The organism is Bradyrhizobium sp., assembly GCF_052389815.1.
In the GTDB taxonomy this organism is placed as follows: Bacteria; Pseudomonadota; Alphaproteobacteria; order Rhizobiales; family Xanthobacteraceae; genus Bradyrhizobium.
The window spans coordinates 66,506-88,569 of sequence record NZ_JBQTHN010000070.1; the positions used below are offsets into that span (position 1 = coordinate 66,506).

The window sequence follows — 22,064 nt, forward strand, 5'->3', positions numbered from 1 at the left end:
TTTCCGGCATGACCACCATCCTCACGACGATCAAGCGGTTACCCACGCTGGGTGATCAGGTCTACGCGACGCTGCGAGATTCGATCCGTTCCGGTCGACTGAAAAGCGGGCAGCTCTTGCAGGAAGTGACTATCGCGGCCGATCTCGGCGTGTCGCGTACGCCGGTCCGCGAGGTTTTGGCGCGGCTGGCCAGCGAAGGTTTGATCCAGGCGGAGGGGCGTTACTATGTGGTGCCGCGTCTTTCGGCCCAGGACGTCGAGGACATCTACGAGCTTCGCCTGATGGTCGAGCCGGAAGTGTTGCGGAAGGTCGCGGGCCGCATCTCCGGGCGCAACCAGATGCAGCCGTTCCGCACTGAACTCGCCAATATGGTCGCGGCAGACGAAGCCGGCGATGTCAACGCCTTCATGGAAGCGAATTATCGCTTCCGAGACGCCTGGCTCAAGCTCGAGACCAATGCGCGCTTGCTGCGCGTCATCGAACAATATTCCGATCACGTCCGCTTCCTGCGCGTGATTACGCTTGGTGATGCGTCGACGCGTGCCATCGTCATCAAGGGATTGCGCGCGGTGACAAGCGCTTTGGCGGCTGGTGATGGAGAGGCGGTAGCCAAAGCGATGCGCGCGCATCTCGAGCAGGCGCGCCGGATATTGCATGCGGAGATCGCCAAGACCACGCCGGAGAGCGGCGAAAATGGCATATAGCGCCGAGATACCTTATCGCGCTTATTGGAGCACGCCGTTCGCGCGCTGGCAGGGCTCCTTCGCCAATCTGAATTCAATCGAGTTCGCCGCGCATGTTGCGAAGGGCGAACTTGCCAAACGCGAGGGCTTGGCTGAATCGATCGATCACGGCGTGCTCGGGATCAGCGTGCCGCAGAAGCATGCGTTCTATGGGTTGCCGTGGTTGGCGGGCCTCGTCGGACTGAAGGATGTCACGGGACCGGCGATCATGCAGGCGTGCGCTACGGGCGTGCGCACGCTGCTGGCCGCCGTCGAAGAGGTGCAGTCCGGTCTTTCGTCCGTCTCAATCGCCGTCAATTGCGATCGGACGTCGAATGGCCCGCACATCTATTACCCCAACCCGCGAGGTCCCGGCGGTACGGGCGCGTCGGAAGACTGGGTCATGGACAACTTCAACTGCGATCCGCTTGGCCCGCACGCGATGATCCGCACTGCCGAGAATGTCGCGATGAAGCACCAGATCGCGACTTCCGAGCAGCACGACGCGGTTCTTGTGCGGGAGGCGCAGTACAGGCACGCACTCGCCGATGACAGCGCGTTCCTCAAGCGCTTCATGACGCTTCCGTTCCAGGTTCCCGATCCGGCGTACCGCAAGACGGCGGCTACGCTCGACGGCGACGAAGGCGTGAATTTCTCGACGCGCGAAGATCTTGCCAGGCTGAAACCGGTCGTTCGGGACGGCAGCGTGACCTTTGGCGGCCAGACGCACCCTGCCGATGGAAATGCGGCGATTATCGTTGCGAAGTCCGATCGCGCGCGTGAACTGAGCGCCAACAGCAAAATCAGAATCACCCTGAATGGTTTTGGCACGGACCGTGCGGCGCTTGCCCACATGCCGGAGGCGCCCGTTCCGGCCGCGCGCAAGGCGTTGGCCGCGGCAGGCAAGAGCTTCTCCGACATGGACGCGATCAAGACGCACAATCCGTTCGCGATCAACGACATACTGTTTTCGCGGGAAACGGGTGTTCCCGTCGACAGGTTCAACAATTACGGCTGCTCGCTGGTTTGGGGTCATCCGCAGGCCCCCATGGGAACGCGCAGCATAATCGAACTGATCGAGGAGCTCGTTGCGCGCGGCGGCGGTTGGGGACTGTTTACGGGTTGCGCAGCCGGCGACTCGGCCATGGCAGTCGTGTTGCACGTCGACGACGGCGGCCAGGGGCCATGAACATTTCGCGCTGGATCGACAAACATGCGAAATTCGCTCCCGATGGTGTGGCGATTCGTTTCGCTGGATCGTCGATCAGCTATCGGTCATTCGCGGCCGATGTCGAGAATGCGGCGCGCAAACTCGTCGCCCTGGGAGTCGCGTCCGGCGATATTGTAGTTTATCTCGGGCTCAATTGTCCTCAATTGCCGGCGCTGTTGTTCGCATGCGCTCGTCTGGGCGCATTGGTGGCGCCGTTGAACTGGCGCCTCACCGCGCCGGAGCACGAACGCATGCTGCGGGACTGCCGGCCGCGCGTCGCGGTCGTCGCAGACCAGTTCGTCCCTCATGCGGCGCCCCTGCGTGCGACGTTCGGAGCGACCCGCTGGATCGCTCTCGGCGAGCCGGCCGCCGGTTGGCAGGCCTGGAACGATGTGCACGCCTCGCCGGCGACGCTTCCAGATCGTCCCGATGCCGAAAATACGCCCGTCCTGCTCTGCTATACCTCGGGATCGACGGGCGCGCCGAAGGGCGTCGTGCACACACACGCGTCCTTGTTCTGGAACGCGCTCAACAGCGTCCATATGCACGATCTCACCAGTGCCGATCGGGTGCTGACCACACTGCCGCTGTTTCACGTCGGCGGACTCAACATTCTCACAACCCCTGCACTTTATGCAGGTGCCGGCGTCACGTTGCATCCCAGGTTTGATGCGGGCGAGGCAATTGACGCGATCGAGAAGGAGCGCATCACGCTGGCAGTCCTCGTGCCGGCACAGCTGATGGCGATGATGGCGTGTCCGCGATGGCAGCAGGCAGACCTGTCGAGCCTGCGCGTGGTCACGACCGGATCGACAATCGTCCCGGCCTCGTTCGTGCGGAAGGTGCACGAGCGCGGCTTGCGAATGATCCAGGTCTACGGGTCGACCGAGACTTGCCCCGTCGCGGCCTACCAGCGGGCCGACTCCGCCGAGCGCAAGTTGGGGGCAGCCGGACTTCCGGCGTTGCACTGCGAGCTGAGGATCGTGGATGCCGACGGCCGTGATACCCGCCAGGGCGAGGACGGCGAAATTCTCGTGCGTGGTCCAAACCTCATGCGCGAATACCTCAACGCGCCGGAAGCGACGTCGGCGAGCTTGAAGGACGGTTGGTACTGGACGGGTGACGTCGGCCATTTCGATGAAGACGGATATCTGTTCGTTGTCTCGCGCAAGAACGACATGATCATTTCCGGCGGCGAGAACGTCTATCCCGCCGAGATCGAGAATGTTCTGCTCGAATGGCCCGCAATTTCGGAGGCATGCGTCTTCGGCCGGCCGAATCCGCGCTGGGGCGAGATGATAGTGGCGGTCGTCGTACCGGCGCCCGGCGTGAAATTGACCGCGGCCGACATTGTCGCTCGTCTGGAAGGACGCGTCGCCCGTTACAAGCATCCACGCGAAATCGTTTTCGCCGCCGCGCTGCCGCGCAATGCGCTTGGCAAAGTCGTCAAGGAGAGAGTGCGGGCCGAAGTGGCGCCGCTGCCCGAAAGGATCCTGGAAGGTCAGAGGCCATGAGGCTCAAGGTCGGCATCGACGTCGGAGGCACGTTCACCGACTTCATAGTCGCGGGGCACGGTCGTGAACCGCTGTTCCATAAGGTACTCTCCACTCCGGAGGATCCATCCATCGCTGTTCTGGCGGGACTGCAAGAGATCGCAGAAATCATTGCTCCGGATATCGATGTAGCCAGCCTCATCAAGCGCATCGATACAATCGTGCACGGCACGACGGTCACGACCAATGCGACGCTCACTCATACCGGCGCCAAATCGGCGCTCATCACCACAAGGGGCGTTCGCGACGCGCTGGAAATGCGTCGCGGCATACGAGAACGGCAGTACGACAATCGCTACACCAACATCAAGCCCCTCGTAGCGCGCTACCTGCGCGTTGGCATAGGCGGCAGGCTCGATCGTGACGGCAACGAAATCGAGTCCCTTTCGCTCGATGACGTCCGTGCAGCAATCGACCTGTTTCGGCGGGAAAACGTCGAGGCTGTCTCGATCTGCTTCATGAATTCGTTCGCCAATCCCGAGCATGAGCAGGCGGCGGCCGAGATCGTGCGCAAGGAGCTGCCCGGTGCCTATCTGACCGTTTCGAGCGATCTGCTGCCGTCGATCCGGTTCTACGAGCGCGTGAGTTCCACGGCACTGAACTCTTATGTCGGGCCGAAGCTAAACCGGTATCTCGACCAGCTGGTTAACAGACTCAACGTGGCCGGCTTCAATGGCGTGCTGTTGATCGTGCAATCGAACGGCGGCGTCATCTCGCCGCAGCTTGCGCGTGAAAGGGCCGCGCTCACGCTTCTGTCAGGACCGGCAGGCGGGCCCGCCGCGGGCTTGTTCTATGCGCGGTCGCTCGACAGCGACCGTTGCATTGTTACGGATATGGGCGGCACGAGTTTTGAGGCCTCGGCGGTCGTCGGCGCGCCGTCAACGGTCAATGACGGCGAAATCTCCCGGCACAAGATCGCCCTGCCGATGCTTGACATCCACACCATAGGCGCCGGCGGTGGATCGATCGGTTGGCTCGACGAGGGCGGGCTGCTGCGCATGGGGCCGCAGAGCGCCGGTGCGGCACCCGGGCCGGCCTGCTACGGCAAGGGCGGCACCCTGCCGACGACGACGGACGCCAATCTCGTGCTTGGCTATCTCGACCCGGCCTATTTCGCCGGCGGCAAGATGAAGCTCGATGTCGCCGCCGCGCGCCGCGCCATCGAGACGCATATCGCGCGGCCGATGGGGCTGACGATCGAGGAAGCTGCGGCCGGCATGTATCGGGTCGCTTGCAACAACATGGCGCAGGGCGTGCGCGAGGTGACGATCAAGCGCGGCTTCGATCCCAGGGAGTTCCCATTAATTGCTGCGGGCGGCGCCGGACCGATCCATTCGTGCCTGATCTGCTCCGAGCTTGCGATTCCCTTGCAGATCGTGCCGTGGTCGTCGTCAGTGCTCTGCGCCTTTGGGATGCTCTTGTCTGATCTCAGGCACGACTTTGTACGGACCTTCGTGTCGAGGGTCGAGAAACTGGACTGGGCCTCGCTCGATGCGACCATCGCACAGATGCGCGCTGAAGGTGATCGCCTGCTTGATGAAGAGCGGGTGCCGCCGGAGCGTCGCAACTTCGTGGTGCGTTTCGACTGCCGCTACGTGAAACAGTATCACGAAGTATCCGTCACGGTCCCCTGGAGCGCGATCGAACAGGGGGCGGTGGCCGAAATTGCAGCGGCGTTTCATGCCGAGCATCGGCGCTTGTATGGCTATTCGCTGGAGACGGAAAAAACCCCCATCGAACTGATCAACGTGCGGCTGCAGGCGATCGGCGCGACTGAAAAGGTGGCCTACTCAGAAGATCCATACGCGGGCCTTGACGGAAGTCATGCGCTCAAGGGAGAGCGCGCGGTATACATACCGGAGACGAAGAAGTTCGAGAGGGTGCCGATATACGATGGTCACCGGCTCAGGCACGGTGCGCGGATTGTGGGGCCGGCATTGATCGAGTCCGTCACGACGGCGATTTTCGTCTCGGCGGACTACAACGCGGTTGTCGATCGCTACCGGTCATTCGTTGTCTATCTGAAAGGCCACGACCATCTCGCGCGTTCGTGTTTGCAGGCAGAACCCGAAAAGGCTTTTGCATGAAGATCGATCCGATCCTGCTGTCTGTCTATGCGAGAACGTTCAAGTCGATAACCGACGAAATGTCGATCTCGATGCAGCAGACCACGCGCTCGCCGATCCTGTGCGAGGCCAAGGATTTCGTCACCGGCCTTTACGACGCCGAAGGACGAATGCTGGAGCAGACCGAGAATCTTCCAATTCTTGCTTTCTCGCTGGCGCCGGTCTGCAAGCACATTCGCGCCTATTTCGGCGATGACATCCATCCCGGCGACGTCATCTTCCACAATGACGTGTTCTCGCTCGGCAATCAGAACAACGACGTCGCGGTCTATAAGCCCGTCTTCTTTCAGGACAAGCTGGTTGCCTGGACCGCGGTGAAGGGCCACCAGGCCGATATCGGCGGCAATGTCGCGGGCGGCTACAATCCCAACGCCGTGGAGGTCTGGCAGGAGGCGCTGCGCATTCCGCCGATCAAGGTCTACGAAAAGGGCAACCTCCGTAAGGACGTCTGGGACCTTATCTTCGCAAACATCCGTTTCGACATCGTGCAGCACGACATGAAGGCGGAGATCGGCGCTTGCACGGTCGGCGAGCGGCGGCTGCTCTCGGTGCTCGAAAAGTACGGGGTCGAGAGCTTCCTTGCACACAAGCAGGCGTTATTCGATGCCACGCGCAAGATGATGGAAGCCGAGATCGCCGCCATACCGAATGGCGTGTACCACGGCGAAGGTAATGTCTATTACGACGGGCGCCACGAAGGTTCGAAATTCGTAATTCGCGTCACGATCACCGTCGAGGAAAGGAAGATCAAGTTCGACTACTCGCGGACGGACCCGCAGACGAACGGCTTCGTCAATGGGACGTTCACGTCGAGCGCCTCTGCGACGGTGCTGACCCTCCTGCAGATGGTCAATCCCGACATTCCGCACAACGAAGGAATGGTTGCTCCGATCGAGATCGTGATCCCCGAAGGAACGATCCTCAACGCGAGCTATCCGAAGGCTACGACGTTCGGCAACCATCTCTGTCCGCCAAATGCCGAGGCGATCCAGCGCGCACTTGCGCCGGTTATCCCGGACAGGGTGACCGCCGGCTGGAACAATCTTCTCTGCTCGCTGACGACCGGCATCGATCCGGGGAAGGGCGATCCCTACGTCGATATCGGCTTCATGGGTCTGAAGGGTGGATCCGGCGGCATGCAAGGCACGGACGGCTACGATCATATAGGCATGATCGACGCCTCCGGAGGCGTGCTCGATCAGGACTACGAAATGTTCGAGCAGCAGACGCCGCACCGCCTGCTCCGGCACGAGTACCTGATGGATTCGGCAGGTGCAGGCCAGTGGCGCGGCGGCCTCGGTGTCGAGACTATTTTCGAGATCGGTTCGGAGAATACGCAACTTGTATCCTTCGGCGATGGTGATTTCGAACCGGCTTTCGGCCTGTTTGGGGGCGGCAGCGGCACACTCAACTTCATCCGGCTCAAATATCCGGACGGTCGCGAGGTCACGCCGCGCAACAAGGACCTGATCACCGGCGTGCCCTCCGGCACGGTCTATCACCAGCAGGCCGGCGGTGGCGGTGGCTACGGTGACCCGGAGCTGCGCGACCGCGTCGTGCTGCACCGAGAATTGCGCGACGGGCTGATCTCGCCGGCAGCGGCGCGCAGTCTTTACGGATACGACGGCACGGCCGAGCAAGACGCAATGCCATGACGAATGTCGAACGATACCTGGTGCCGCGCTCGATTGGTGAAGCCGCCGAAGGACTCCGCGACGGGAATGTGACGATTCTCGCCGGTGGCACCGATCTCATGCCACAGTCGAAATCCGGCAAGACGGAGTTCCGCGCGGACCTGATGAATATCAGGCATGTCGAGGAACTGCGGGGTATCAAGCGCACAGCGCGCGGCTTCCAGGTCGGCGCGCTGACGACGATCACCGAGCTGCGCGACAGTCCCGAGATAAAGGCCGAGCTGCCGGCGCTTTGGGAGGCCAGCGATCACTTTGCCAGCGACCAGATTCGCAACGCTGCGACCATCGGCGGCAATCTCGTCAACGCGTCGCCTGCAGGCGACACGCTGGTCCCGCTTCTGGTGTTCGACGCGCGCGTCGTTCTCGTGTCCAAGCCCAACGGTGTACTGCAGTCACGCTCGCTCCCCGTGGCTGAATTTCTGGTTGGGCCAGGCAAGACCAGCCGCAGGCCCAACGAACTATTGACCGGCGTGGAAATGGATGCGCCTCTGTCTGGCTTCATCAGCCGGTTTTTCAAGTTCGGAACGCGACCGGCTCTCGACATATCGACGATTTCAATCGGCCTCGGTGGTGTCAGCGAAGGCAAGGGATTGCGAAACGCCCGGGTTGCCGTTGGCGCCGTCGCGTCGACGGCGATCCGCGCGCCCCATGTGGAGGAGGCGCTCGAAGGAAAGGTGCTTGACAAGGCAACGATCGCAGCAGCGGCGATGGCCGCCGCTCGCGACATCCGTCCGATCAGCGATCTGCGCGCGTCGGACTGGTATCGCCGCGAGCTGGTGCACAACATGCTTGAAAGGATGCTGTCCGATGTCGGTCATGGTTGATATCGCCTTCCGGCTAAACGGCGTCGGAACGTCCCTTCGCGTTCCCGCGACAATGAGCGCGCTGGAGATGATGCGGGACGCGATCGGCCTCACCGGAACGAAATACGGTTGCGGGGAGGGGGAATGCGGTGCCTGCACCATCTTGGTCGACGGCACGACGGTCAATTCCTGTCTGCTGTTCGCAGTCGACTGCGACGGACGCGATGTGGTCACGATTGAAGGGCTCGCCACGGACCCGCTGGGTGAGAGGCTGCGCGCGAGTTTCGTCGAGCATGGGGCGGTGCAGTGCGGCTTTTGCACCCCCGGCTTCGTCATGCAGTCGCATCACGTCCTGACGAGAAGCCCGAATGCGGACACCGAAGAAGTCCGCCGGGGTGTTGAAGGAAATTTGTGCCGGTGTACCGGGTACAAGAAGATCATCGAGGCGATTTCTGCAGCCGAGAGCGCGAGGTAGGAGGGCGGTATGAACGTGCGTGAGAAAGCGCCCGGCGACACGCTGATCGGCAAGCGCATTCCGAAGATGGATGCGCCGCAGAAGGCGAGCGGGAAGACGCGCTATGTGCACGACATCAGCCTGCCCGGCCAGCTACACGCCAAAATTCTGCGATCTGCGCACGCTCACGCCAGGATCCGTTCGATCGACGTCTCGGAAGCCCGCGCGCTTCGCGGTGTGCATGCGGTCATCACGGCAGATGATCTGCCATTCCAGCGTCCGATCGGGGTAACGAAGGATCATCTGCCGCTTAAGCGGGATCGAGTGCGAAGTTTCCGCGATGAGATCGCCGCCGTCGCGGCCGACACCGAGGAGATCGCCGAAGCCGCTCTCAGGCTGATCAAGGTCGACTACGAGCCGCTGCCACTGGTGGCGACCGCCGAAGATGCGCTGCGGCCCGGTGCGCCGGTGCTCCACGGCGAGGACCTCGTATGCGTCAATCGCAACGGGACGAGCGAGGTTGTGCATCGCGCTGCGCCCGACAATGTCGCCATGACGTTCGACTACAGCCAAGGCGACATTGCCAGGGGCAAGACCGAATCCGATGCGGTCGTCGAAGACGTCTTCTGGCTGCACTACGTCACGCACTGCTGCATGGGCGTGTCCGGCGTGATTGCCGAATTCGACTCCAATGGCAACCTTACACTCTATTCGAACTCGCAGGTTCCCTTCCTGCACCGCCGCGAATTTGGCGAACTACTCGGCATGGATCCGGGGCGCATCCGAATCATCCAGCCGCCGATTGGCGGCGGTTTCGGCTCCAAGCTGGACATCTATCCGTTCGAACCGATCGCCATCTACCTCGCGCAGATCACGCAGCGACCGGTCAAGCTCGTCTTCACGCGCGAGGAAGAATTCATGGCCTCGCCGACGCGCCAGCCGGTGTTGCTGAAAATGCGGTCCGGCTGCACAAAGGACGGCATCCTGACCTTCCGGGACGTCGAAACGGTGCACGATAACGGCGCCTATACGTCGTGGGGGGCGACGACGCCATTCGTCATGATGCAGACGATTTCGTCGCTCTACCGCGTGCCCAACTGCAACTATCACACCCGGGCGATCTATTCGAACAATCCCTATGCCGGGTCTTTCCGCGGCTATGGCAACCTGCAGGCGACCTTCGCCGTCGAGGCGCATATGGATCGGCTCGCCGAAGCGATCGGCATGGATCCGCTTGAATTTCGACTGAAGAATGCGCAGGACCCCGGCGAGGTGACGCCGCAGGGCATGAACTTCAAGACATGCGGCTTCAAGGACTGCCTGACGGCAGCAGCCGAGCGCGGGGATTACCAGCGCAAGCATCGCGAAAACGCCGTACGCTGGAACGAGCCTGATCCGATCAAGCGCGGAGTCGGCATGGCGTCGATGCTGCATGTCGGCGGCGGTGCCAAGATCTACCAGTCCGACGGCTGCGGCACCATTCTCAAGCTTGACGATTTCGCTCACGTGACCCTGATCACGGGGGCGTCCGAGATCGGGCAGGGATCTGAAACCGTGCTGGCCCAGCTCGTATGCGAGGAGCTCGGGCTGCCTCTCTCTTGCGTGACCGTAGTCAACAACGACACCGATGTCACGCCCTGGGACGTAGGCGTGCACGCCTCCCGGACCACCTTCATCGCCGGCAACTCCGCGATCGGGGCCGCGCGCAAGGCCAAAGACAAGATATTGGCAGCGGCCGCCGCCAAGTTCGACGGCAAAGCGGACGAATACGACCTCAAGGGCGGCGTTGTCATCGATCGCACGTCCGGCAAGAAGCTCATCGAAATCGACAAGCTGATCCGCTCTCTGCATTTCTCGGAGAAGGCGGAACTGGTGATGACGACCTTCTATTACGAGCCGCCGAGCCGGCACCAGGACAAGAAATTCAAGGGCGACGTCTCGGCGGCTTACGCCTGGGCGTCGCAGGTCGTGGAAGTGGAGGTCGACACGCGGACCGGTGTCGTACGTCTTCTGAAAGTCAACGCCGCGCACGATGTTGGGCGGGTCATCAACCGCCTCGGCATCGAAGGCCAGATCGAGGGCGGCATCGTCATGGGACAGGGCTATGCCCTGACCGAGGACCTGATCGTCGATCATGCCGTCGTCCGCAACCCGAACTTCCGAGACTACAAGCTCGTCACGGCGCCCGAGATCCCCGAGATGGACATAACCTTCATCGAGACGATGGACGGCGAGGGGCCGCAGGGTGCCAAAGGTGTCGGCGAAGCGCCGGCGATCTGTGTGGCAGCGGCGGTGGCGAACGCGATCTACAACGCCACGGGTGTGCGCATCACCGGGCTGCCGTTCACGCCCGAGCGGGTCTATCGCGACTTGCGCGGGCAGGCGAAACAACCGGTCTGGGACGTCAGCACATGAAGAGGCGAACCGTCCTCAGCATGGAGCAGGCGCTGTCCCTGCCGTCGGCAACCCTGCGCTTCGCACAGTTGGGATGGCGGGTGGTCCGCATCGAGGCGACGCCGACGCCGAGCGGTCTGCCTGGGGACCCCAATCGCTATATCGGCGCACGCGTCGCGGATGACGACCGCCGCAGCTATTTCATCGCGCCCAATGTCGGCAAGGAGGCGATCGCCCTCAATCTCAAGGACTCCCGTGGTCAGCAGGTTCTGCGCCGCTTGATCCGTGAGCTCGACGTCGACGTCTTCTGTTGCAACACGGTACCCTCGCGCTATGCCTCGCTGGGGATCGACTACGCGACCCTGTCGGCGGCGAAGCCGGACCTGATCTGGGCCGGAATTTCCGCCATGGGCCCCGATTATCCGGATGCTCCAGGCTACGATCCTGTCATCCAGGCGATGTCCGGCTACATGGAGGTTACCGGAGATTCCGACGGTCCGCCCATGCTGGCGGGCATTCCGGTGATCGACCTCAAGGCCGGCGACGAAGTCTACGCCAACGTGATGCTGGCCCTGCTCGAGCGCCATGAGACCGGCTGTGGCAAGGCGATCCACATCTCCATGCTGCAAGCCGCCGCATCGTGGCTGATCACGCTGCTGCCTCTGATCGATTTCGAATGCAGACCGGATGAGATCACCCGGGCCGGCAACGAGCATCGCAAGTTCATCCCGACCAATGTCTATCCGGCCAGGGACGGCTTCATTTTCATGGCTATCGGCAGCGATGTGCAGTGGAAGCGCCTCACGGCTCTTCCCCGGTTCAGCGCGGCCGCCAACGCGGTGCGGGTCACCAACGAGGGGCGACATCGCGAGCGAAAGCAGATCCACCTCGACCTGGCCGCGGCCACGGTCCTTGCCACGGTCGACGAGCTCCTCGCCGATCTGCGCGGCGCGACCATTCCGGCGACCCGGATCCTCGATATCCGGCAGGTGCGCGCACTTCCGCAGCTCCGCGACAAGCTTACCAGCACCCGAATGCCAGATGGTCGGACCATCCACATGCAACCCCTCGCGGTCGATCGTCCCGACACCAGTCAAGTGATGCCGTTCCCGCCGAGATACGGCGCGGACACCCGCCGGGTGCTTGTGGAGGCGGGTTACGCCACTGCCGAGGTCGATGCGCTGATCGGGGAGGGCGTTGCGGCATGACGAAAGCCTCGCCTGACCACCCTGCTGCTTCTCCGAACGATCGTCGGGGAAGCCGGGCAGGCAAATGTCGCGAGGAGAAACGCGATATCTGCCGGCGCCGATGAGGCGACCGCACCAGAGAGTTCCGTAGCAAACAGGAGGAAGAGCATCATGAGGGCAAGTCTGATTACCGCCCTGGGGTTGGCGGGGCTGCTCTGCGCCGGCAGCGCTTCGGGCCAGGAGATCACGATTGGTGTCACGATGGGCACCACCGGCCCCGGTGCGTCGCTCGGCATCAACTACAAGAACGCATTTCAGCTCATGCCAAGCGCCGTCGGCGGCGTTCCCATCCGATATATCATCCTCGAGGATGGCTCCGATCCTACCGCCGCCGCGAAGAACGCTCGCCAACTCGTGGCCGAGAATCGCGTCGACGCTCTGATGGGGGCCGTGTCAGTGCCTTCGACCACCCAAATTGCGCTGATTGCCGAAGAAACCAAGACACCCCTTATCGCGCTGGCACCGGTAGCGCTGCCGCCGGAAAGGCTCGGCTGGGTATTCATCGTACCGCAGCCGGTGCCCCTGATGATGGGCGCGGTCGTCGAAGATCTGAAATCCAAGTCGATCAAGACGGTCGGCTACATTGGTTTCTCGGATTCCTGGGGCGATCTCGTATTGAAAGCTCTGAAGCAGAGCGCAGATCCGGCCGGGATCAAGATCGTGGATGAGGAACGCTATGCGCGCGCTGACACTGCCGTCACCGGCCAGATCGTCAAGATACTGGTCGCCAAGCCCGATGCAGTCGTGGTTGGCGGTTCGGGCACCGGCGGCGCGCTGCCGCAGATCGCGCTTCGCGAGCGGGGATACAAGGGCCCGGTCTATCACAACCATGGCACGGTGAACCGCGAGTTCATCAAGGTCGGCGGTGCGGCGGTTGATGGCGCGATCGCACCCACCGGTCCGCTGATGGTCGCCGAAGAGTTGCCGGACAGCCATCCGGTCAAGAAGGTCGCGGTCGATTTCGACCAGAGCTACGAGAAGATCTTCGGTGCCGGCAGCCGCAATGCGTTTGCCGGCTACAGCTATGACGGCTTTCTGCTGCTCAAGGCCGCCATTCCCGCGGCGCTGAAAGCCGGCAAGCCGGGTACGCCGGAGTTCCGTCAGGCGCTGCGCGATGCCTTGGAGTCCGGTCAAGCCGTCGTTGGCGTCCACGGCGTGTACACCCAGACGAAGTCGGATCACATAGGCCTCGATGGTCACGCGGTCACTCTTGCCGTGGTCGCGGGCGGCGCCTGGCGGTTGCTGAAGAAGTAGCAGACGAAATCGTGGGGGATTTTCCTTCGTCCGAGGCGGCCAATCCGGGCGAGCCGTCTCGGCACTCTCTTCAAGGAGCCGCGAGAGAATTGCGATGAACCTCGATGTCGCATTGTGGCTTTCGCAGGATGCGATCACCAACGGCGCAGTCTATGCGCTGCTGGCGGTCGCGCTGGTTCTTGTCTACACGGTGACACGAATCATCTTCGTGCCGCAGGGTGAGTTCATCTCGTTCGCGGCGCTCTCGCTGGTGTCGCTGCAGGCGGGGCAGGTACCCGGCACCGTATATCTCCTGATCGGCGGTGGCGTCCTGGTCGTGGCCGCCGACAGCCTTCGATTGCCAAGGGCGGTGGCGTTGCAGCGTTTGCCCGGGTGCATAACCCGGCAAATGGCGCTGCCGCTCGTGGCAAGCGGCATCGCGTGGTGGTCGGCCTCGCGGCCGGACAATCTTTGGCTCCAGATCGTTGCCACCCTGGTAATCGTCACGCCTCTCGGACCTATGGTGTACCGCCTTGCATTTCAGCCGGTCGCCAATGCCTCGGTGCTGGTCTTGCTGATCGTCGCGGTCGCCGTCCACTATGTGCTCACTGGAATGGGTCTCGTGTTTTTCGGCGGCGAGGGCCTCCGCAGCAATCCGTATTCGTCGCTCTCCTTCAGTCTCGGCGTTCTCAATGTCACGGCGCAAAGCCTGTTGATCGTTTTCGCCAGCGTCACATTGATGGTGGCGCTTTGGTTTGTGTTCGAGCGGACGCTCTACGGCAAGGCTCTGAATGCCACCGCAATCAATCGGACAGGCGCGCAATTGATCGGAGTGTCGCCGAGTTTTTCCGGGCAATTGAGCTTTGCGCTCGCCGCGTTCATCGCTGCCATCTCGGGCTTGCTGATTGCGCCAACCACGACGGTCTATTACGACACCGGCTTTCTGATCAGCTTGAAGGGATTCGTCGGGGCGACCGTTGGCGGCATGGCGAGCTATCCGCTAGCGGCAGTGGGATCGCTGCTGGTCGGATTCCTCGAAGCGGGATCGTCGTTCTGGTGGAGCGCGTTCAAGGATTCGCTCGTGTTCACCTTGATCGTCCCGGTTTTGTTGTGGCGATCTCTCGCCACGCCGCACAGCGAAGGGGATGAGAGACAGTGAAGGCGCGACTACCGCCGACGATCGCCATCGCCACCATCGCCGCGGCGCCGCTGCTGTTGTCGGACTACTACATCATCTTGATGAACTATATCGGACTGGCCAGCCTCGTTGCGCTCGGCCTGGTTCTTCTCACAGGCGTCGCGGGCCTCACTTCATTCGGTCAGGCCGCCTTTGTCGGGTTGGGCGCCTATGCGACAGCGGTTGTTACCACCAGATACGGCTGGTCGCCGTGGCTGGGATTGGCAGTTGGTCTGGCGCTTACCGCGACAGCGGCGCTGCTCCTTGGCTTCATCATGCTGCGGCTGTCCGATCAATATCTCCCGCTCGGCACGATCGCATGGGGCATCAGCATCTATTTTGCCTTCGGCAATCTGGTGTTCCTGGGCGAACATTCGGGCATACCCGGAATCCCGCCAATTTCCCTGTTTGGCTGGATCATCGACACGGGTTGGCGGCTATATTTCGTGATCTGGCTGGCCGTGCTGCTTGCGCTGCTCGCGGCGCGCAATTTGCTGGACTCGCGCATCGGGCGGGCAATCCGTACGTTGAATGGACACGCCAGGATGGCGGAGAGCTTCGGCGTTGACACGGGCAGGCTGAAGATAATCGTCTTCGTCTATTCGGCATTGCTGGCCAGCCTGGCTGGGTGGCTATACGCTCACTTCCTGCGCTATGTCAGCCCGTCGCCGTTCGGCATCAACGCCGGCATCGACTACCTATTCATGGCAGTGATTGGCGGTTCCGGGCATATCTGGGGTGCGGTGGCAGGCGCCTCCATACTGACGCTGTTGAAGGAATGGCTCAAGGATGTTCTACCCCACCTGCTTGGACACAACGGCAACTACGAGATTATCGTCTTTGGTCTGCTGGTAGTGTTTCTGCTGCATCGCACGAGCGGCGGACTGATGCCCTTTCTGGTCCGAATGTTTCCCGGTGGACAGCGATTGGTCAGGCCGACGGCAGCGGCTCTCTTGCCGCAACGGCCTCAACCGGCAAGGGACGAAACGCTGCTGGTGATCGATCGCGTCTCCAAGAGCTTCGGTGCCGTGGATGCGGTGAGCGAGCTGTCATTTGAGCTGAAGGCCGGGGGCATCGTCGGGTTGATCGGGCCGAACGGCGCAGGCAAGAGTACGGTATTCAATCTGGCCACTGGGCTGCTGCCGGTGACTGCGGGGTCGATCCTGTTCCGCGGTCAGCGTATCGAGCGCCTGGGCAGCCGCGAGATCGCCGAGCTCGGCATCGCTCGCACGTTCCAGCATCCCAACCTCCTTGCCGATCGGAGCGCGCTCGAGAACGCTGCCATCGGTGCTCATCTGCGCGGGGAGGGTGGCCTGATCGCAGCAAGCCTGCGGCTGGAGCGTGCCGTAGAAGCGCGCTTGCGCGGCGAAGCGGCGCAGCAGCTCGATCGCGTCGGTTTGGGCGCGAATTTGCACGACGCCGCTGGCAGTCTCCCGCTCGGATCGCAACGTCTACTGGAAATCGCGCGCGCCCTGTGTGCCGATCCGCTGCTTCTGCTGCTCGACGAACCTGCCGCCGGGCTGCGTCACCTGGAGAAGCAGGCGCTGGCAGCGTTGCTGCGTGACTTGCGCGACGATGGCGTCAGCATTCTCCTCGTCGAGCACGACATGAATTTCCTGATGGGGCTCGCTGACCGAGTGCTGGTCATGGAATTCGGTCGTTTGATCGCCGATGGCTCGCCACATGCGATTCAGAGCGATCCGGCGGTGCTGGAAGCCTACCTTGGAGTTGCGGCGTGAACCGGCGGGAGGCACCGGCGCTGCTCGTCGCACGCGACGTGACCGTGGCGTACGGCAAGGTGGCCGCAGTCCGCGGGATATCATTTGACATTCGCTCCGGAGAAGTGGTGACCATCGTCGGTCCCAACGGCGCCGGGAAGACCACACTGCTCGCCGGATTGATGGGGCTGCTTCCGCTGCGCGGCGAAGTGGAGCGATTCGGCAAGGTCGCCGTGCCGCCGCCGACTGTCGAGCAGCTGGTGCGCGCAGGCATGGGACTGATCCCGGAGCGGCGCGAGCTGTTTGCCACGCTTTCGGTGGAGGACAATCTACGCCTTGGCGGATTTGACCGTTGGCGTCAGGGCGAACGCGACGGCGCAACGAATCTGGCCAACATCTATGCGCTGTTTCCACAGCTGCAGGAGCGCCGCCGCCAGCAGGCCGGCACGCTGTCCGGCGGCGAACGCCAGATGCTGGCAATGGGCCGCGCTTTGATGGCCCGACCGAAACTTCTGCTGCTGGATGAGCCGAGCCTCGGTCTTGCACCGCTGGTTACCCGCGAGATATTCCGGATCATCGATAGTTTGCGGGCCAATGGCGTATCGATCCTGCTGGTAGAGCAGAACGCAAGCGCCGCTCTGCAGCTGGCCGACTACGCCTACGTCATGGAATCAGGCTCGTTCGTCCTCGAGGGGCCAGCCGCTGAACTGGCTCGCAACGAGCGCGTGATCGAAGCCTACCTGGGTCTTGCCCCGGTCGACGGGTCACAGGCACGTCCGCGAGAAGCGCGGAGCATGCTGGGCTCGCGCGGTTATGAAAAAGGATCAAATGCGTGACCCGATTGGTTGTGCGTTCGGGCTTCCGGATTCTAGTTGAGGGAGCATCGCGATCCGTAGCTTGACTTCGGTCATTGTCTGCTTGGCCGCTGTTCGGATATGGCACTTGCCTACAAGAGAAAGAAGCTGATCAAGCGGAGGAACAATGCTGCCAGGGTGCGTTCCGTGGCCCGAAGAGCTTGGGCGCGAGTACCGCCGCAAGGGCTATTGGTTGGACCTTTCGATCCCGCAGATTTTTGCTCGCATTGCCCGCGCCGCACCCGATCGTGTTGCCGTCCTGGATGGTGATCGCCGCATCAGTCTCGGCATGCTTTGGGAGCAGAGCGGGCGGTTGGCTGCGAGTTTTCTTCATCTTGGCTTGCGCCCGCGCCAACGCGCCGTCTTTCAGCTGCCGAACGGAATCGAGTTCCTCACTACTTTCCTGGCGCTGTTGCGCGCCGGGATCATTCCTGTGATGGCGCTACCCTCGCATCGACAGAGCGAGATCGCTCACTATGTCAAGTCAGCGGAAGCTACGTGTCTCCTGATTGCCGATCGCATCAAGGATTTCGACTTCCGGCAGATGGCGGATGAGATCAGGGCAGAGACACAATCATTGCAGGCAGTTGTGGTGCTGGGCGAAGCTCGAGCACAGGACGTTTCGCTCAATGCACTGATGACGAGTTACGTTCATGCCGACGATTTGGCGGCGATGGATAAGATCGAACACGATCCCGGTGACGTGGCCCTCATGCTGTTGTCGGGCGGGACCACGGCATTGCCGAAACTCATTCCACGGACCCACAACGATTATGTCTATAATTTTTCGCAAAGCGCGCGCATCGCCGGATTCGGTCCGGACACGGTGTTGCTGCTGACGTTGCCACTGGCGCACAACTACAACCTTGGTTCGCCGGGAATATTGGGTGCGCTCGCGCTTGGCGGTCGGGTAGTTATTGCGCCGCGTGGTGATTGCGAGACGGTCTTTTCTCTGGTGGAGAAAGAGCGCGTCACGGCGATTCAGGCCGCGGTTCCGCTCGTTGTCAATTGGCTCAACGACCCGATGCTCGATCGCTTCGACGTGTTGTCGCTAAAGGTGGTCTTGCAGGGTGGAGCTCGGCTGCCGTCCGAGCTCCGGGATCGTCTGCGCAAGCGGCTTGGCTGCCAGTTCCAGGAGGACTATGGAACGGCGGAGGGCTTGCTCAACCTGACGCGGCTCGACGATCCCGATGACGTCATCCTGCACAGCTCCGGTTCTCCGATTTGCCCGGATGACGAGATCAAGGTGCTCGACGAAGAGGGAAACGAAGTCGCGGATGGCGAGGTGGGTGAGCTCGTCACGCGCGGCCCCTATACGATCCGCGGCTACTACAATGCGCCGCATATCAATGCACGCGCCTTCACGGCTGACGGCTTCTACCGGATGGGCGACTACGTTCGCAAGGCCGGGCGTTATGTGACGGCCGAGGGCCGCAAGAACGACCTGATCAACCGTGGTGGCGAGAAGATCAGCGTCGACGAAGTCGAGAATCTCATTCTCAAGCATCCGGCCGTCCGGGGCGTTGCGGTCGTCGCAATGCCGGATCCGGTCTTTGGCGAACGCGCCTGCGCTTTCGTTACCCCCAATCCGAATGCTGCGCTGACGTTCGAGGAGCTGAGCGACTTTCTGCTCAAGCAACGGATTGCAAAATTCAAGCTGCCGGAGCGCCTGGAAATCCTTCCGGAGTTTCCGGTTTCGGGAGCCGGCAAGATCCTGCGTCGCAAATTGCGCGAATTGATCGAAGCCAAGATTCGAAACGAACGGACGCAAGCCCAACAGGTGTAAACGATGACAAAGCCGGGCGAAGCCAAACTTTCCTATCTCTTTCAGAAAGCCAAATGGGGTCGCTTTGAACTCAAGAACCGCGTCAAGTACGGAGCTTGCTGCGTCTCCAACTACAACACCCGCGACGGTCATATCACGCCGCGCGAGCTCGCGCGCACGAAGGTCATTGCCGAAACTGGCTGCGGGATGATCACCAACCAGGGCGCCTATCCCGATCCGCGTGGTGAAGGCAAGGCCTACTTTCGACAGGTCGCGATCTTCGACGACAAGTTCTTGCCACAGTTCGAGATCATCGCGCGCGCGATCCATGACAATGGCGGAGTTGCGATCCAGCAGATCCTGCATGCGGGGCGCTACGGAGGCATCGACCTCGGCTATTGTGTCCAGCCGTCGATTGTGCCGCAGACCCTGCCGCATTTCCGGTCGCCGCGCGAAATCACGCGCGAGCAGATCCGGCAGACCGTCAAGGAGCATGCCGAGGCGGCAGCGCGTGCCGTCAAGGCCGGGTTTGACGGCACTGAAGTCACGAGCTTCATGGGCTATTTGCTCGCCAATTTCAATTCACGCTTCACCAACCAGCGGACGGACGAGTATGGCGGCTCGATCGAGAACCGCGGTCGCTTCATGCGTGAGCTGATCGATGCGATCAAGCAGGCGACACCCGACAATCCGTTGATCTTGCGCCTGAACGGCGCCGAGCTGATGGATCGCTGGGGCGGCAATTCCGAAGACGAATGCTTCGAGCTGATGCAGCAGGCGGCCGACTGCGGGGTCGACATGATCAGCGTGACGGTAGGCTGGCAGGAAGCGCCCGACTCCTCGATCGGCCGCGATATTCCGCCCGGTCACTGGAACCGGCTCGCCGCCCGCGCCAAGAAGTTGCTGCCGGAGGTCCCGATCGCCTTCGGCGTACGCTTGCCCGACCCGGTGATGGCGAACGAATGCATCAAGAACGGTGAGTTCGATTTCTGGGAGGTCTGCCGGCCATTGCTGGCCGACCCGCACATGCTGCGCAAGGCGGCTGAAGACCGGCTGGACGAAGTGAGACGTTGCGTCGGTTCGCTGAATTGCCTGTCGCGGCTGTTTCGCGACCTGCCGTATACCTGCACGATGAATCCCGCGCTTGGCCATGAGGTCGAGCCGGAATATGCGATCACGCCGGCTGCCGTGAAGAAGAAGATCATGGTGATCGGCGCCGGCCCGGCCGGCATGGAGTTCGCCGTGACGGCGGCTCAGCGCGGACATGACGTCACGGTGTTCGAGAAGTCGGACCGGATCGGCGGCATGCTGACCGGCTATGCGGCCAATGATCTGGCCAATCGCGCCGATCTGCAGTCGGTCATTTCCTACTATGAGGCGATGGCCGGCAAGCTCGGCATCGCGCTCCGGCTGGGGACGACTGTGGACCCGCATCTGATGCGCGAAATGCTGCATGATTTCGACGTGGCCGTCGTCGCGACGGGGACGGCGCTGCACCGTGCAGCGCTGCCGCCCACGGAAGACGGCCGCAAGATTCTCGACGGTCTTGACGTTGCCCTTGGCAAGGAAACGGTGAACGGCGCCGTCGCCGTCCTTGGGGGCGGCAAGGTTGGCCTGACGATCGCCGAATCGCTCGCGAGTCGGGGTCATCCGGTGACCATCATCGAGACCCAGAAGAGGCTGGCAGGCGACGTGATGCCGTCGTTCAAGTGGCGTCACACGGCCTGGGTCGAAGAGCTCAAGATCGCCTCCGTTACCGGTGCGCGAGTGTCGAAGGTCTCGGCTGAGGGAGTTCATGTCATCGACGGCAAGGGCGAGAAGCGGATCATCGGTGCCGACACCGTGATTGCGGCCTCGCCCCGCATCTCGAACCACGGGCTGATGAACGACTTCGAATGGATGATCGACGAGCTGCATGTCTGTGGCGATGCGGTATTGCCGCGCGGGCTCGGACCTTCGATCCACGACGCCTATCGATTGGGATGCCGGGTATGAGCGGCTTGCCCGAACCGGCCACCTGGCAGGTGATGCTCGACCGGTATGGGGCATTCTTCGTCAATCTGCGCAGCGGTTCACGTGTCGGCATTGCCCGACGTTCCGATCTCGGGCGCGGCGAAGCCAGCATCGTGGTCTGGGAGGCGCGTCGCGGCCGCATGTATGCGGAACGCCGGCCGTTTTGCAGCTATGCGGACGGGTCACTTGATATCATGCTGGTCGGCGATGATGCGGCGGTCGCCGAGGTGGGGCGGCATCTGGCAGATGCCGGCTTGCCGGCGTTGAAGGAGCAGGTTCGTCAAGGCGGCTTTGTCTGCTTCCTGCTGCGGACACAATGCGATCTTGTCGAGGCCGGTTACGAAGATGTGCTGCAATCGATGGGTGTGATCTTCATGGGGGCTTGCCGCTAGAGGCGCCGCGGCAGAGAGGACAGTATCGTTGATCATCCATAATCCGCGCGGTGCGCCCGACCTTGCATGCGACGAATGCGGTTGCCGCTGGTACGATCGCCAGACCAACTCATGTTACGAATGTGGAACGCCGGTGCCGCGCGCCGAACTTGATGATTATTTGCGCGTCTTGCGCGATTTTCATGCAGCAAGGGGTATCGTCGTCAACCCGCCAGCCGGCTAGGCAGGGCGGCGATCCAGGCCAAGCTTGGCAGCAACCGCCGGTCGTGTCCCTTGCGGTGGTGTAGCTCGGTAGAGCAAAGCCGCCCGGACGCGCGCCCTCAACAGCGCTGTAGCGGGCGGGCGGCTTTGCGGTGGTCACCGATGATTCGTCGGTAAGGTTTGGGTTGCGACACCTACCGGAGCCTGAGCGCCGAATTGATAGCCAACAATTGGCTGTCTCCGGTCAATCGCACCGGTTCAAGCGAAAGCCGCACTGAATTTCATGAAACGTGAAGCTGCAGAATCGGCTCACTCCCGCCCAACAACCCGTCATCTTCCCGTCTCTTCGAATAGCTGGGACTTGGTCGTCGCACTATCCCAGCATGCGGAGCAGCTCACCCGTTTGCTCACCTAGTTTGGCGCGTGACCATGGCGACGATGCCGGGCAGGCGCGGTTCGCCATCCGTCAACCGCTTTATGCCGATCAACGCTCGAATGATGCGAGGCA

17 protein-coding genes are annotated in these 22,064 nt (G+C 62.2%); all 17 read left to right on the forward strand.

The features are described 5' to 3' along the window. Positions 1-8: 8 nt before the first annotated feature. The 17 genes from ACT4OC_RS12315 to ACT4OC_RS12395 all read left to right on the forward strand — a co-directional run bounded on the left by ACT4OC_RS12315 (position 9) and on the right by ACT4OC_RS12395 (position 21,578). The gene (locus tag ACT4OC_RS12315; protein ID WP_444839267.1) at positions 9-704 is read left to right on the forward strand and encodes a GntR family transcriptional regulator; all 696 of its coding nucleotides are present in this window, start codon (positions 9-11) and stop codon (positions 702-704) included. Then, a complete protein-coding gene (locus ACT4OC_RS12320; RefSeq protein ID WP_444839268.1) occupies positions 694-1,911 on the forward strand; it encodes a thiolase family protein in 1,218 nt (405 codons plus the stop codon). Before ACT4OC_RS12315 ends, ACT4OC_RS12320 begins: the two co-directional genes overlap by 11 nt. Beyond that, positions 1,908-3,446: a class I adenylate-forming enzyme family protein gene (locus tag ACT4OC_RS12325; protein ID WP_444839269.1), complete on the forward strand. Its 1,539-nt coding sequence runs from the start codon at positions 1,908-1,910 to the stop codon at positions 3,444-3,446. Before ACT4OC_RS12320 ends, ACT4OC_RS12325 begins: the two co-directional genes overlap by 4 nt. Beyond that, complete coding sequence (locus ACT4OC_RS12330) at positions 3,443-5,572, forward strand: hydantoinase/oxoprolinase family protein (protein ID WP_444839270.1); 2,130 nt, start codon at positions 3,443-3,445, stop codon at positions 5,570-5,572. The genes ACT4OC_RS12325 and ACT4OC_RS12330 overlap by 4 nt, the downstream gene beginning before the upstream one ends. Continuing rightward, on the forward strand, positions 5,569-7,266 hold the full coding sequence (locus ACT4OC_RS12335) for a hydantoinase B/oxoprolinase family protein (RefSeq protein WP_444839271.1): 1,698 nt from the start codon (positions 5,569-5,571) through the stop codon (positions 7,264-7,266). The genes ACT4OC_RS12330 and ACT4OC_RS12335 overlap by 4 nt, the downstream gene beginning before the upstream one ends. Then, on the forward strand, positions 7,263-8,129 hold the full coding sequence (locus ACT4OC_RS12340; RefSeq protein WP_444839272.1) for an FAD binding domain-containing protein: 867 nt from the start codon (positions 7,263-7,265) through the stop codon (positions 8,127-8,129). The genes ACT4OC_RS12335 and ACT4OC_RS12340 overlap by 4 nt, the downstream gene beginning before the upstream one ends. Further along, positions 8,113-8,583, forward strand: a complete 471-nt coding sequence (locus ACT4OC_RS12345; protein WP_444839273.1) for a (2Fe-2S)-binding protein — start codon at positions 8,113-8,115, stop codon at positions 8,581-8,583. The genes ACT4OC_RS12340 and ACT4OC_RS12345 overlap by 17 nt, the downstream gene beginning before the upstream one ends. A gap of 9 nt (positions 8,584-8,592) precedes the next feature. Then, positions 8,593-10,977 (forward strand): xanthine dehydrogenase family protein molybdopterin-binding subunit, encoded by a 2,385-nt coding sequence (locus ACT4OC_RS12350; RefSeq protein WP_444839274.1) that lies wholly within the window; start codon positions 8,593-8,595, stop codon positions 10,975-10,977. Then, positions 10,974-12,164 carry a CaiB/BaiF CoA transferase family protein gene (locus ACT4OC_RS12355; protein ID WP_444839275.1) on the forward strand — a complete coding sequence of 397 codons (1,191 nt, stop codon included), beginning with the start codon at positions 10,974-10,976 and terminating at the stop codon, positions 12,162-12,164. The genes ACT4OC_RS12350 and ACT4OC_RS12355 overlap by 4 nt, the downstream gene beginning before the upstream one ends. Before the next feature lie 180 nt (positions 12,165-12,344). Then, the gene (locus tag ACT4OC_RS12360; RefSeq protein ID WP_444839276.1) at positions 12,345-13,457 is read left to right on the forward strand and encodes an ABC transporter substrate-binding protein; all 1,113 of its coding nucleotides are present in this window, start codon (positions 12,345-12,347) and stop codon (positions 13,455-13,457) included. 94 nt (positions 13,458-13,551) lie between these two features. Further along, entirely contained in the window at positions 13,552-14,595 is a 1,044-nt protein-coding gene (locus ACT4OC_RS12365) for a branched-chain amino acid ABC transporter permease (protein WP_444839277.1), read from the forward strand. After that, entirely contained in the window at positions 14,592-16,352 is a 1,761-nt protein-coding gene (locus ACT4OC_RS12370; protein ID WP_444839278.1) for a branched-chain amino acid ABC transporter ATP-binding protein/permease, read from the forward strand. The genes ACT4OC_RS12365 and ACT4OC_RS12370 overlap by 4 nt, the downstream gene beginning before the upstream one ends. After that, a complete protein-coding gene (locus ACT4OC_RS12375; RefSeq protein WP_444839279.1) occupies positions 16,349-17,167 on the forward strand; it encodes an ABC transporter ATP-binding protein in 819 nt (272 codons plus the stop codon). The genes ACT4OC_RS12370 and ACT4OC_RS12375 overlap by 4 nt, the downstream gene beginning before the upstream one ends. Before the next feature lie 211 nt (positions 17,168-17,378). After that, positions 17,379-18,971: a (2,3-dihydroxybenzoyl)adenylate synthase gene (locus tag ACT4OC_RS12380; RefSeq protein ID WP_444839280.1), complete on the forward strand. Its 1,593-nt coding sequence runs from the start codon at positions 17,379-17,381 to the stop codon at positions 18,969-18,971. Positions 18,972-18,974: 3 nt separating this feature from the next. Then, positions 18,975-20,945 carry an oxidoreductase gene (locus ACT4OC_RS12385; RefSeq protein WP_444839281.1) on the forward strand — a complete coding sequence of 657 codons (1,971 nt, stop codon included), beginning with the start codon at positions 18,975-18,977 and terminating at the stop codon, positions 20,943-20,945. After that, positions 20,942-21,355 (forward strand): hypothetical protein, encoded by a 414-nt coding sequence (locus ACT4OC_RS12390; protein WP_444839282.1) that lies wholly within the window; start codon positions 20,942-20,944, stop codon positions 21,353-21,355. The genes ACT4OC_RS12385 and ACT4OC_RS12390 overlap by 4 nt, the downstream gene beginning before the upstream one ends. Positions 21,356-21,383: 28 nt before the next feature. Further along, entirely contained in the window at positions 21,384-21,578 is a 195-nt protein-coding gene (locus ACT4OC_RS12395) for a hypothetical protein (protein ID WP_444839283.1), read from the forward strand. Positions 21,579-22,064: the final 486 nt, after the last annotated feature.